Below are 12,084 nucleotides of genomic sequence, written 5' to 3' on the forward strand. Positions count from 1 at the left end.
TCGCGACCGCCGGACGAGGAGATGGCATGGCCGCACTCGAGAGCACCCAGCTGCTGACCGAGCTCGAGCCGGTGGTCGAGGAGAACCTCAACCGCCACATGGCGATGGCCGACGAGTGGATGCCCCACGAGTACGTCCCCTGGAGTCTCGGTCGGGACTTCGCCGACCTCGGCGGCGATCCGTGGGAGGTCGCGCAGTCGCAGCTGTCCCCGATCGCGCGCACTGCGCTCGAGGTCAACCTGCTCACCGAGGACAACCTGCCGAGCTACCACCGCGAGATCGACCGTGCCTTCGGCCGGGACAGCGCGTGGGGCACCTGGGTGAACCGGTGGACCGCCGAGGAGGGTCGGCACGCGTTCTGCATCCGCGACTACCTGCTCGTCACCCGCGGCGTCGACCCCGTCGAGCTCGAGCGCGCGCGGATGGAGACGATGGAGACGGGCTACGAGGCGATGGACAAGTCGCTGCTCAACGTCTGCGCGTACGTGTCGTTCCAGGAGCTCGCCACCCGTGTCTCGCACCGCAACACCGGCCGCTACACCGAGGAGCCGATCGCCGACAAGCTGCTCGCCCGCGTCGCCAAGGACGAGAACCTCCACATGATCTTCTACCGCAACATCGTCACCGCGGCCCTCGAGCTCTCCCCCAGCCAGACGATGCGCGCGATCACCGAGGAGGTCGTCGGCTTCGAGATGCCCGGCAGCGTGATCCCCGGCTTCTCGCGCAAGGCCGTGCAGATGGCCAAGGCTGGCATCTACGACCTGCGCATCCACCACGACGACATCGTCGCGCCGCTGTTGCGGCAGTGGGGCGTGTGGGAGCTGGAGGGGCTGGACGCCGACGGCGAGGCGGCCCGCGACGAGCTGGCCACCGCCGTCGCTGCGCTCGACGGCGAGGCGACGCGGTTCGTCGAGAGGCGGGACGAGGCGGCAGCGAAGAAGGCGGCGCGCCAGGCGAGCGGCTAGGGGGCGCGCTTGACCCCCTCGCCTTGGTGATGACGTGCCGTCGGCGGCGGACCTAGAGTCGACTGTCGGCAGGAGGTGCGCCATGGCGAGGGCGGGTGACGTGCTGGAGCACCCGCGGACGGGCGAGCTGATCGTGTGGCTCAAGGTCGCGGGCGACACCGACGGTCGGCTCCTCGAGGGCGACATCTTCGCCAGGCCCGGTGGGCACCCCGCCGCCACGCACGTGCACCCGCACCAGGAGGAGCGCTTCCGGGTCGTCCACGGCACCGTGAGGTTGGAGGTCGACGGCACGGAGCGGATCCTCGGGGCCGGGGCGACCGCGTCCGTCCCTCCAGGCCGGGCCCACACGTGGGCCAACGTCGGCGACGACGAGGCGTGCGTGCGGGTCGAGATCGAGCCGGCACTGCGCACGGAGATGTTCTTCGAGACCTTCTTCGGCCTCGCCAAGGACGGCCGGACCAACAGCAAGGGTCTGCCCAACCTGTTGAGCATGGCGGTGATCCTGCGGGAGTACGACGCCGAGGTGCGGCTGGCCCACCCGCCCGCCGTCGTCCAGCGAGCCGTCTTCACTCCCCTCGCGCTGCTCGGCCGGACGCTCGGCTACCGCGGGTGGTACCCGCGCTACACCTCCGAGCCGATGCCGCGGCCTCGCTGAGCTGCACTCCACCATGGGGCGATCCACCCAGCCCRTCGGTCACGGAGATGGGTGCTCCGCCCGACGCGAGGAGTGGCGCCGTCGAAATAGCGTCGAGCCATGGACACCACAGACATCGACACCGTGATCATCGGCGCTGGTCAAGCGGGACTGTCGACCGGCTACCACCTGCAGCGCCGCAACGTCCCGTTCGTCATCCTCGACGCCGCCAGCCGCGTCGGCGACAACTGGCGACGGCAGTGGGACAGTCTCAGGCTGTACTCCCCCGCCCAGTTCGACGGGCTCCCCGGACTGCCGTTCCCCGCTTCCCGGTGGACCTTTCCGGGCAAGGACGCGGTGGGCGACTACCTCGAGAGCTACGCCCGCACGTTCGCCCTCCCGGTGTGCCTCGACACGCGCGTGCAGGCCCTGGACCGCGACGGTGACGGCTACGTCGTGACGACGGACCGCGGACGGTTCACCTGCCGCAACGTCGTCGTCGGGACCGGGACCTTCGGGCGGTGCCCGCTGATCCCCGACGTCGCCGGGGCTCTCGACCCGAGCATCCTGCAGCTGCACTCGAGCGAGTACCGCCGGCCCGGCCAGGTCAACGACGGAGCCGTGCTCGTCGTCGGCGCGAGCCACTCCGGCACCGACATCGCCTACGAGCTGGCCGAGACGCATCCGGTGATCCTGGCCGGCCGCGACTGTGGCGAGATCCCGCCGCGGCTCGGCTCACCGGCCTTCCGGATGGTCTTCCCGGTCCTGCTCTTCGCCTGGAAGCACGTCCTCACCCGGCGCAGCCCGATGCGCACCAAGCTCACGGAGGAGCTGCGTCGCCACGGTGGCCCGATGCTGCGCGTCAAGCGACGCGACCTGGTCGAGCGGGGCGTCGAGCGCGTCACCAGCCGGATCGAGGAGTCGCGCGACGGCCAGCCCGTCGTCGACGGCACGCCCCGCGACGTCTCCACCGTCGTGTGGGCGACCGGCTTCCGCCAGGTCTTCGACTGGATCCACCTCCCGATCCTCGGCGAGGACGGCTGGCCGAAGGAGGAGCGGGGCGTGGTCGCCGAGGCCCCGGGCCTGTTCTTCTGCGGACTGGCCTTCCAGTACTCGTTCAGCTCGATGCTCATGACCGGCGTCGGGCGGGACGCGGCCTTCGTCGCCGACCGGGTGGCCGTCCGTTCCCGCAGCCTGGGGACGGCGACCTCGAGCCACCCCGCGGCGGCGTGAGCGGCCGTACGCTCGAAGGCGGAGGTGAGCGRGATGGCCGTTGCCGGCGACGTCGACCGGGCGCGACAGGCGTACGCGCGCGGCGACTGGCCGGACGCGTACGAGCTGTGGTCCGAGGCCGACCTCGCCGGCCTCCCGCCAACCGACCTCGACGACTTCGCAACTGCGGCCGAGCTGCTCGGGCACCACGACACGACGGTGGTCGCGCTGCAGCTCGAGTTCCGCCTGCACGAGCAGGCGGGCGACCCGCAAGGGGCCGTACGGGCGGCCGTCCGCCTGGCGATGAGCTGCGCCACCCACGGAGAGCCTGCCCTCTTCTCCGGATGGTCCGCCCGGGCGCAGTCGCTGCTCGCCGACGTCGGGGAGGACTCGGCCGAGGCGGGTTGGGTGGCCTTCACCCGGATGTTCGCCCACCTCGGCCGCGGCGAGATCCCGCAGGCATCGCTGCAGGCCGACCTCGCCACCGAGGCGGGGCGCCGCAACCGCGACCCCGACCTCGTGGCCATGGGGCTGACCGGTCAGGGACGGCTTCGCCTCTACACCGACCGGATCCCCGACGGCCTCGCCTGCCTCGACGAGGCGATGGTCCGGGTGATCGCCGGTGAGTGCACGCCGGTCATCGCCGGGCACGTCTACTGCACGGCGATCGAGGGCTGCCAGGAGATCAGCGACTTCGGTCGGGTCGCGGAGTGGACCGCCGCCCTCGAGCGGTGGTGCTCCGCGCAGCCCGGGCTGCTGCTCTTCACCGGCCAGTGCGCCCTGCACCGCGGCCAGCTGTTCCGGATGCACGGCGACTGGGCGGAAGCACTCGACGAGCTCGAGCTCGCCGCGCAGCGCTACGTCGAGGCCGGGTCGCCGGACGCCATCGGGCTCACGTCCCGCGAGTCCGGCGACGTCCTGCGCCTGCGCGGGGACCTCGACGAGGCCGACGTTGCCTACCAGCGGGCGGCCGACCACGGTTGCGACCCCCAGCCCGGGCTCGCCCTGCTGTGGCTCGCGCGCGGGCAGGACGCGGCGGCGCTGGCGGCCGTCGAGCGCATGCTGGTCGAGGACGTCGGCGCCGTGGCGCGGTGTCGCGTCCTGCCCGCCGCGGTCGAGGTGTTCCTCGCGTCCGGGCACGTGGACCGCGCACGGTCTGCCGCCGGCGAGCTGTCGTCCCTGGCCTGCTCGGAGGTCCTCGCGGCGATGGCCGCCGAGTGCTCCGGCGCGGTCGAGCTCGCTGACGACGACCCGGCGGGAGCCCTGCCCTTCCTCCGCAAGGCGGGCCAGATGTGGGCGCGCGCGTCCGCTCCGTACGACGCCGCCCGCGCCGGCGTCCTCCGGGGCCGGGCGCTGGCCCGGCTCGGCGACCTCGACGCCTCGCGCCGCGAGCTCGAGGCGGCACGCGACTGCTTCCGCCGCCTGGGTGCTCGCCCGGCGGCGGACCGGGTCTCCTCGCTGCTCGCGCCGGCAGCGCCGCCCGCGGGACTCACCCCCCGCGAGGTCGAGGTGCTCCGCCTCGTCGCCACCGGTCGTACCAATCCCCAGATCGCCGCGGGCCTGGTCCTCTCGGAGAAGACGGTGGCCCGCCACCTCTCCAACATCTTCACCAAGCTCGACGTGCGCTCTCGGACCGCCGCCGCGGCGTACGCGTACGAGCACGGGTTGATGTGACGGGGTCACGCCGCTGACGGACGCTCCGAGCGCAGCCAGTGCCAGGCGACGGCCCCGACCCACAGCTCGTACCCGAGGGTGCTCAGCGCGAGCAGCGGGAAGAGCGCGTCGGTGAGCAGCGTCGCGCTGCCGAGCAGGCTCAGGGGCAGCAGCAGGAGGCCGGTCCGCTGCAGCCAGGGCGCCGTCCCGGCCGCCCGCAGGCCCAGCACGATCGCACCGACGAAGAAGAGCCGCGGGAGCACGGAGAACGCGAGCGAGTACGGCGCGATCGCGTCCCACCCCGCCAGCAGGCGTACGTCGGYGCCGGCGGCGGCGGCGCCCATCGCGACGTCGTGCAGCACCCCCGCGAGCGGCCAGACCAGCGCCAGCATCGTGCCGGCAGCGACGGCGACGGTCGACAGGACGCCGCTGGGGTCGACCCGGCGGAGGCGCACGTGCACGGCGCCGAGGAACCCCAGCAACATCGTCCCGGCAACCATGAAGGCGTAGTTGCTCACGCGGTAGGCGGTCTCCACGTCGAGGATGGCCTGCCCGCGCTCGGCCGCCGGGTCGCCGGGCGCACCGACGCCCGGCAGCACGAAGACCGCCATCGCGATCATCACCAGCAGCTGGCACGCGGTGAACGCGATGCCGAAGCGGGCGCTCAGCCGGGTCAGGGCGTGCTCGGACGCGACAGGGGCGGCGGGGACGGCCCCTCGATCGACGGTGGTGGTCATGTCGGTGTCCTCTCAGGCGAACCGGAAGGCGAGGCGTTCGACGCGCTCGTAGCGGCGCCGGAAGATGCGGAGGAGCAGGCCGTAACCGGGCGGGGTGGACTCGAGCAGGCGCTCACGGGCGTCGGTCGGCACCCCGTCCATCGCCCACGGGAGGAGGAACGGGATCGAGCGCAACGGGTAGCGCTTCTCGACCGCCTTCTCGAAGGCGGCGTTCTCCTCCTCGCTGAGGCTGCGCTGCAGCATCGGGAGGGCGTGCTGCTCCTCGTGGGCCAGGTGCGACAGCAGGAGCTCGTGGGCGGCTCCGAGCCGGATCTCCAGTGCATTGCGGTGATCGGTGCACGGGTGCGCGCTCATCGAGTCGAAGGCGTCACGCACGTTCTCGAGAGCGGGGTCGATGTCGTCGTGCTCGTCCTCCATGTCGGCGAGCACCCGGAGGCCGGCCGCGTCGCCGGCGGCCTCCGCGTGCTGCTGCAGCAGCGGCCACAGCTCGTCGTCCTCGGCGGAGTGGTGGTGGTGCAGCACGTCGGCCATCGCGACCCAGCGCCCCTCGAGCGCGGCCCACACCTCGTGCTCGGCGATCGGCGTGCCCTCCACAGCGGCCGCGAACCTGTCGAAGTCGCGCCGCAGGGCGTGGTGCATGACGTACATCCCCGTCTGGTCGTGCGGACCCTCGGCGGTGTGCGCCTGCCCGGGCAGGGTCAGCTGCGGGCGGTACGACGGGGTGGTCCCGGTGTGCTTCATCGGCTCTCCTCGGCTGGCGGTGCGAGCACGATCTCCTCCGACTCTTGAGCCGCACTCCAGAGCGACTTGAGCCGCTTTCCCGCTACGTTGCTGCGCGTGTGGGTCCGCGTGCTGGGAACGAGCCAGGTGGCGCTCGCCGACGATCCGGYAGCCACCGTGGACGTCGGCGCCCGCAAGCCGCGCTCGGTCCTGGCCGCGCTGGCCCTCCGGCTCGGCAGCGACGTCCCGCCCGACGCGCTGGTGCGGCTGGTCTGGGGCGAGGACGCGCCGCGGGGCGCCCACGGCACCCTGCACTCCTACCTGTCCGGCGTACGACGCGTCCTCGAGCCGGGCCTCGGCCCCCGGGAGAAGCCCCGGGTCCTGCTGACCAGCGACCACGGTTACCGGCTGGCGCTCGGTCGCGAGGACGTCGACGCGCACCGCTTCGCCGACGAGGTCCGCACCCTCCACCGGTCGCTCGCGCCGCTCGCCGCGCAGCTCACCACCGGGCCGGGCGCCGACTGGCCGACCCGCGCGGAGATCTCGCGGGGCGTGGACCGGATCGAGGAGCTGCTCGCCCTGTGGACCGGTGACGCGTACGCCGACCTCCCCGACGAGCCGGAGGTCGTCCTCGAGCGGACGTCGCTCGACCAGCTCCGGCTCGACGCCGAGGAGGCGCGCGTCCTGGGCCTGCTCGCCCTGGGTGACCACGCGGTGGTCGTGGCCGCGACCGAGGAGGCGACGGCGAGGTACCCGCTCCGCGAACGCGTCTGGGCGCTGCACGCGCTCGCCCTGACCCGCTCCGGACGGCAGGCCGAGGCGCTGGCCGCGCTGCGCCAGATCCGGTCCGTCCTGGCCGACGAGCTCGGCCTCGACCCGGGCCACGAGCTGCGCGAGCTCGAGCAGGCGGTGCTCGTCCAGGACCCCGCCCTGCACCGGTGGTTGCGTGCCGGCTCGAACGGGTCCGCGCCCGCCGCGCCCGCCGCCACCCCTCCCGCCACAGCCCCGAGCGGTACGACGACCGGGTGGCCGACGGTCGGCCGCGAGGCCGAGGAGGCCGCGCTGCTGGACGTGCTGGCGCGCGCCGAGGCGGGCACGCCGGCGACCGCCCTGCTCGTCGGCGAGCCCGGCATCGGCAAGTCGCGGCTGGTCACCAAGGTCATGGCCGCGGCGCGCGAGCGCGGCTTCCGGGTGGCGACGGGCAGGTGCTCGCAGGACGACGGGGCGCCCAGCCTGTGGCCCTGGAGCCAGGCCCTGCGCGAGCTCGCCGGCGACGAGCTCGACAGCCACGTCGAGGAACTGCTGGCCGGCGCGCCGTCGGGCACCGGCGAAAGTCGCGAGCGTGAGGCGTTCCGCGCCCGCGAGACCCTGGCGCACGAGGTCACCTCCCGGTCGTCGTCCGGGCCGGTCCTGCTCGTGCTCGACGACCTGCACTGGGCCGACACCGCGTCCCTCAAGGTGCTGCGGCACCTCGTCACGAGCGCCGCACCCGGGCACCGCCTCGCGGTCGTCGTCACGCGGCGGAGGCTGCCCGAGCCGACCGGCGACCTGGCCGAGGTCGGGGAGGAGCTCGCGCGCCACCACGTGACCCGGCTGGACCTGTCCGGCCTGACGCCGGAGGAGGCCCGGAGCCTGGTGGACGCCGTGACCGGCACCGTCGTACCCGACGAGGTGGGGGACGACTGGCACCGGCGATCCGACGGCAACCCCTACTTCCTCGTCGAGCTCGCCCGGCTCGACGCCCGCGACAGCACGACGTTGCCCGCGACCGTCCGGGACGTCATCGTCCGCCGCCTGCAGGGCCTGCCCGAGCGGACCCGCGAGCTGCTCCTCCTCGCCGCCGTCCTCGGCCGGCGCTTCTCGCTGGACCTGTTGGCGGCGGTGGCCGGAGAGCCGGTGGAGGACGTCGACGACGCGCTGACGCCGGCGCGTGAGGCGGGGCTCGTCGAGGACCCCGAGGCCGGGACCGCGGCCTTCACCCACGCCCTCACCCGCGACGCCGTCGTGACGACCGCGAGCCCCTCACGGCTCGCGCGGCTCCACGCCCAGGTGGCCCACACCCTCGCCGACGACGCCGCGGTCGGAGGGATGGTCGGCCGCGACGAGCGGGTCGCCGAGCTCGCCCGGCACTGGCTCGCCGCCGGACCCACCCACGTCGGCCGGGCCTGGCGCGCAGCGGCCGACGCGGCCGCGCAGGCTCGTCGTACCTTCTCGTGGGTCGAGGCCGAGCGGCTCGTCGCCGCCGCGATCGACGCCCACCGGCGCGACCCCCTCGGCACGACCGTCGAGCGGATCGACCTGCTGCTGACCCGCGCGCGCGACTGCCGCCCCAACGCGGAGTGGGACCAGGTGCTGCCCTGCGCGGAGGAGGCGATCGCGCTCGCCCGGCGCGAGGACGACCTGCCCCGGCTCGCCGCGGCGGCCGCGGCGTCCACGGACGGGTCGGTCTGGATGCCCCAGCAGTGGAACCAGGTGCCGGAGGACGCCGTCGAGGACCTGCGGTGGGCCATGGCCGAGCTGCCCCACGGCGACTCGACGGAGCGCTGCCGGGTCATGCTCGCGCTCGCGGTGCTGCTCTACTACGACCCGTCGGCCCAGGCCGAGGTCCGGGCGCTCGCCGAGGAGGGCGTCGCCATGGCTCGCCGGATCGGCGATCCCGCCCTGCTGGCCTGGGCGGCGCCGACCGCCTGGAAGGCCCTCTGGACCCCGGCACGTGCAGACCTCCGGCTCGAGCTGGCGCGGGAGGGTCTCCGCGCCACGCGGGAGGCAGCCGACCCGGACGCCGAGGTGGTCGCGTCGGTGCTGCTGACCGGCAGCCTGATCGAGCTGGGCGACCGGACGGCGTACGTCGACACCGCGGCGGCCACCGCACGGCTCGCGTCGCGCCGCCGCAACTCCTACGCCCAGGTGGCGCTGGGGTGGATCGACCTCAGCCTCGCCTCGCTGCGGCGCGACGCGGCCGCCGTGGACCGGCTCGCGGCCGAGCTGCACGCACTGCGGCCGCGGCTCAACCCCGGCAACGAGGCGCTCCACCTGATGGGCATCCACCTCATCTCGCACCTGTGGGACGAGCGCATCGGCGAGCTGATCGAGCCGATCGCGGCGGCCATCGCGGTCGCCGACAACGACATGGCCGCGGACGTCCTGCTCCTCGCGATCGCCCGCGCGGGCGAGCCCGACCGGTTGCGCGCGCAACTGCTCACCCCCGTCATGCACCGGGTGGACAACTGGAGCAGCACGAGCACCTGGTGCGGGGTCGCCGAGGCCGCCGCCGTCGCGGGCGACGTACCGCTGGCCGAGCAGATGGCTGCGCGGCTGGCGCCGCTGCACGGGCGGCTGGCGATCAGCGGCATCTCGACCGTGATGGGTCCGGTCGACGGCTACCTCGCGCTCGCCCTCGCCGCCAGCGGCAGGCACCAGGAGGCGGGCGACGCGGCGGGACGCGCGATGAGCCAGTGCGAGGCGTGGGGCTTCACGGCGTACGCCGACTGGCTGGGCGAGCACCGCGCGCGGCTCGACTTCTGAGAGGTCTTGGGGCACCTCTTGGGTCGAGCACCCAAGCCGCGTCCAAGTGCGCCCGAAGGTGCCGGCCGCAGGGTCATCGGGTCAGCCCGACCCGCACCCAGGAGACCACCATGTCGTCGTACCTCTTCCGTCTCGGCCGCTCGTCCGCCGCCCATCCGTGGCGGGTGATCAGCGCCTGGGTCCTGCTCGTGGCCACCGCCGCGGCGCTCGCCTCGTCGTTCGGCGCGCCGCTGCGCGACGACTGGGACGTGCCGGGCGCCCGTGCCCAGCAGGGCATCGACCTGCTGCGCGAGCACGGGGTCGGCGGCTTCGCCAGCGCCCGCGTCGTGGTCCACGACCGCGAGGGCGACCCCCTCCCCTCCGGCGGGATCGGCACCCTGACCGAGCGCCTCCGCGACCTCGAGCACGTCGCCGACGTCGGGCCGGCCCGACTCAGCGACGACGGCGACACCGCCGTCCTGACGGTGCAGTACGCCGAGCCCATCACGCACCCCGACCTGATGGGCAACATCGAGCCGCTGGAGGGCGCGATCGCCGAGACGACCGCCTCCGGCCTGCAGGTGGAGCTCGGCGGCGAGGTCCCCGACACCGCGGGCGAGGCCTTCGGGGGCACCGGCGAGCTCGTCGGCGTGGGCATCGCCCTGCTGATCCTCGTCATCGCCCTCGGCTCCGCCGTCGGCGCCGGGCTGCCGATCGGCGTGGCCGTCGTCGGGCTGGCGGCGGGCAGCTCGGGCATTGCCCTGCTCGCCGCGACCATGTCGGTGAGCACGTCCGCTCCGATGGTCGCCTCGATGGTGGGGCTCGGCGTCGGGATCGACTACGCGCTGCTCCTGGTCACGCGCCACGTGGAGAACCTCCGCCTCGGGCACGACGCGATCGAGGCCGCCGGCCGCGCCGTCGCGACGTCCGGTCGATCGGTGGTGTTCGCCGCGGTGACCGTGCTGGTCTCGCTGATGGGCCTGCGCCTCGCCGGCCTGTCGACGTACGACTCGTTCGGCCTGGCCACCGCCATCGCCGTCGTGTTCGTCGCCGCGGCCGCCCTCACCCTCGTGCCGGCGCTGTGCCGGCTGGGTGGTCGCAAGCTCCTCCCCAGTGCCGTACGCCGCAACCGTCCGCTGCGCACCCGCGAGCCGCTCACCGCCCGCTGGGCCGCCCGTGTCGGCCGCAAGCCGCTCGTGTGGGCGCTGGTCAGCCTCGGCGTCCTGCTGGTGCTCGCCGCGCCCGTGCTCGACATGCGCACCTGGCCCGGCGACGCGAGCAGCCAGCCCGCCGACAACACCACGCGCCAGGCGTACGACCTCGTCGCCGCCGAATTCGGTGCCGGCGCGAACGGGCCGCTGACCGTGGTGGTGCCGACCTCCGCCGCGGGCGCCGCGGACGAGGCGGCGGCGACGCTGCGCGCGGACGACCGCATCGCCGGCCTCGAACCGGTGGTCACCACGCCGGACGGCGAGCTCTCGATCGTCACCGCCGAGCCCGCCTTCGGGCCCACCGACGAGCGCACCCCGGACCTGATCGAGGACCTGCGTGCCGCGCTTCCGTCGAGTGCGGAGGTGACCGGCTGGACGCCGTTCTTCTCCGACATCTCCGACCTGCTGCAGGAGCGTCTGTGGCTGGTGATCGCGTTCGTCGTCGGCGTCTCCGTCCTGCTGCTCGCGCTGATGTTCAGGTCGGTGCTGGTGCCCCTCAAGGCCGCTGCGATGAACCTGCTCTCCATCACCGCCGCCTACGGCGTGCTGGTCGCGGTCTTCCAGTGGGGCTGGGCCGCGGAGCTGATCGGCGTCGACCAGCCGATGCCCATCTCGAGCTGGATGCCGATCCTGCAGTTCGCGATCCTGTTCGGCCTGTCGATGGACTACGAGGTGTTCCTGCTGTCGCGGATCCGGGAGGACTACCTGCGCACCGGCGACCCGCGCGGCAGCGTGGTCCGCGGCCTCTCGGCCACCGGCCGGGTGATCACCTCGGCCGCTGCGATCATGGTGGTCGTGTTCCTCGGCTTCGCCACCGAGGGCGACGTGGTCGTCAAGCAGCTCGGGCTCGGGATGGCCGTCGCGATCGTCCTCGACGCCACCCTCGTCCGGATGGTGCTCGTCCCGGCCACGATGTCGCTGCTGGGCCACTGGAACTGGTGGCTCCCGGGCTGGCTCGACCGGCTGCTGCCCACCGTGCGCGTCGAGGTCGACGACGAGCCGGCTCCCGAGCGCGAGCTGGTCGGGGTCTGAACGTCCGCGCGATGATCTCCCCATGACGGAGCGCAACGTCCTCGGCGGCGAGCTTGACCCCTGCGGCACCGACCCGCTGACCGGCTTCCACCGCGACGGCACCTGCACGGTCGGCCCGCAGGACGTCGGCCTGCACGCCGTCTGCGCGGTGATGACCGAGGAGTTCCTGGCCCACCAGGCCTCGGTGGGCAACGACCTGTCCACCCCGCGCCCGGAGTGGCACTTCCCCGGCCTGGTCCCCGGCGACCGCTGGTGCGTGGTCGCCGTCCGCTGGCTCCAGGCGTACGACGCCGGGGTGGCGGCGCCCGTCGTGCTGGCAGCCACGTCGGAGCGCGCGCTCGACGTCGTACCCCTCGAGGTGCTGCGGACGCAGGCGGTCGACGTGCCGCCGGACCTCAGCGCCCTGGACTGAGCTC

General features: G+C 73.9%; 9 protein-coding genes. 7 read left to right on the forward strand and 2 right to left on the reverse strand.

Annotated features, from left to right (window positions below):
- Window positions 1-26: 26 nt before the first annotated feature.
- The 4 genes from AC1DP1_RS03500 (at window position 27) to AC1DP1_RS03515 (ending at window position 4,485) form a co-directional block, all read left to right on the forward strand.
- Window positions 27-965 (forward strand): acyl-ACP desaturase, encoded by a 939-nt coding sequence (locus AC1DP1_RS03500; RefSeq protein WP_457187120.1) that lies wholly within the window; start codon window positions 27-29, stop codon window positions 963-965.
- 82 nt (window positions 966-1,047) lie between these two features.
- The gene (locus AC1DP1_RS03505; RefSeq protein ID WP_477505651.1) at window positions 1,048-1,620 is read left to right on the forward strand and encodes a cupin domain-containing protein; all 573 of its coding nucleotides are present in this window, start codon (window positions 1,048-1,050) and stop codon (window positions 1,618-1,620) included.
- A 99-nt stretch (window positions 1,621-1,719) separates the two neighbouring features.
- Window positions 1,720-2,832 carry a flavin-containing monooxygenase gene (locus AC1DP1_RS03510; RefSeq protein ID WP_477505652.1) on the forward strand — a complete coding sequence of 371 codons (1,113 nt, stop codon included), beginning with the start codon at window positions 1,720-1,722 and terminating at the stop codon, window positions 2,830-2,832.
- Window positions 2,833-2,865: 33 nt separating this feature from the next.
- Window positions 2,866-4,485, forward strand: a complete 1,620-nt coding sequence (locus AC1DP1_RS03515) for a LuxR C-terminal-related transcriptional regulator (protein ID WP_477505653.1) — start codon at window positions 2,866-2,868, stop codon at window positions 4,483-4,485.
- A 5-nt stretch (window positions 4,486-4,490) separates the two neighbouring features.
- Here AC1DP1_RS03515 and AC1DP1_RS03520 read toward each other — a convergent pair whose 3' ends face one another.
- Window positions 4,491-5,201 carry a hypothetical protein gene (locus tag AC1DP1_RS03520; RefSeq protein ID WP_477505654.1) on the reverse strand — a complete coding sequence of 237 codons (711 nt, stop codon included), beginning with the start codon at window positions 5,199-5,201 and terminating at the stop codon, window positions 4,491-4,493.
- A 12-nt stretch (window positions 5,202-5,213) separates the two neighbouring features.
- Window positions 5,214-5,942 (reverse strand): hemerythrin domain-containing protein, encoded by a 729-nt coding sequence (locus AC1DP1_RS03525; RefSeq protein WP_477505655.1) that lies wholly within the window; start codon window positions 5,940-5,942, stop codon window positions 5,214-5,216.
- A 96-nt stretch (window positions 5,943-6,038) separates the two neighbouring features.
- Between AC1DP1_RS03525 and AC1DP1_RS03530 the strand changes: the two genes are divergently transcribed.
- The 3 genes from AC1DP1_RS03530 to AC1DP1_RS03540 all read left to right on the forward strand — a co-directional run bounded on the left by AC1DP1_RS03530 (window position 6,039) and on the right by AC1DP1_RS03540 (window position 12,080).
- Complete coding sequence (locus tag AC1DP1_RS03530; RefSeq protein ID WP_477505656.1) at window positions 6,039-9,446, forward strand: ATP-binding protein; 3,408 nt, start codon at window positions 6,039-6,041, stop codon at window positions 9,444-9,446.
- A 110-nt stretch (window positions 9,447-9,556) separates the two neighbouring features.
- Complete coding sequence (locus tag AC1DP1_RS03535; RefSeq protein ID WP_477505657.1) at window positions 9,557-11,668, forward strand: MMPL family transporter; 2,112 nt, start codon at window positions 9,557-9,559, stop codon at window positions 11,666-11,668.
- Window positions 11,669-11,690: 22 nt separating this feature from the next.
- The gene (locus AC1DP1_RS03540; protein WP_457187106.1) at window positions 11,691-12,080 is read left to right on the forward strand and encodes a DUF2237 family protein; all 390 of its coding nucleotides are present in this window, start codon (window positions 11,691-11,693) and stop codon (window positions 12,078-12,080) included.
- Window positions 12,081-12,084: the final 4 nt, after the last annotated feature.

The sequence above is a fragment of the Nocardioides sp. P4_G10 genome (genome assembly GCF_056401175.1).

Bases quoted from the DNA above. Each gene is read 5' to 3' on its own strand.
- AC1DP1_RS03505 (WP_477505651.1), top strand. From the start codon at position 1,048: ATGGCGAGGGCGGGTGACGTGCTGGAGCACCCGCGGACGGGCGAGCTG.
- AC1DP1_RS03515 (WP_477505653.1), top strand. From the start codon at position 2,866: ATGGCCGTTGCCGGCGACGTCGACCGGGCGCGACAGGCGTACGCGCGC.
- AC1DP1_RS03535 (WP_477505657.1), top strand. From the start codon at position 9,557: ATGTCGTCGTACCTCTTCCGTCTCGGCCGCTCGTCCGCCGCCCATCCG.
- AC1DP1_RS03510 (WP_477505652.1), top strand. From the start codon at position 1,720: ATGGACACCACAGACATCGACACCGTGATCATCGGCGCTGGTCAAGCG.
- AC1DP1_RS03540 (WP_457187106.1), top strand. From the start codon at position 11,691: ATGACGGAGCGCAACGTCCTCGGCGGCGAGCTTGACCCCTGCGGCACC.
- AC1DP1_RS03500 (WP_457187120.1), top strand. From the start codon at position 27: ATGGCCGCACTCGAGAGCACCCAGCTGCTGACCGAGCTCGAGCCGGTG.
- AC1DP1_RS03525 (WP_477505655.1), bottom strand. From the start codon at position 5,942: ATGAAGCACACCGGGACCACCCCGTCGTACCGCCCGCAGCTGACCCTG.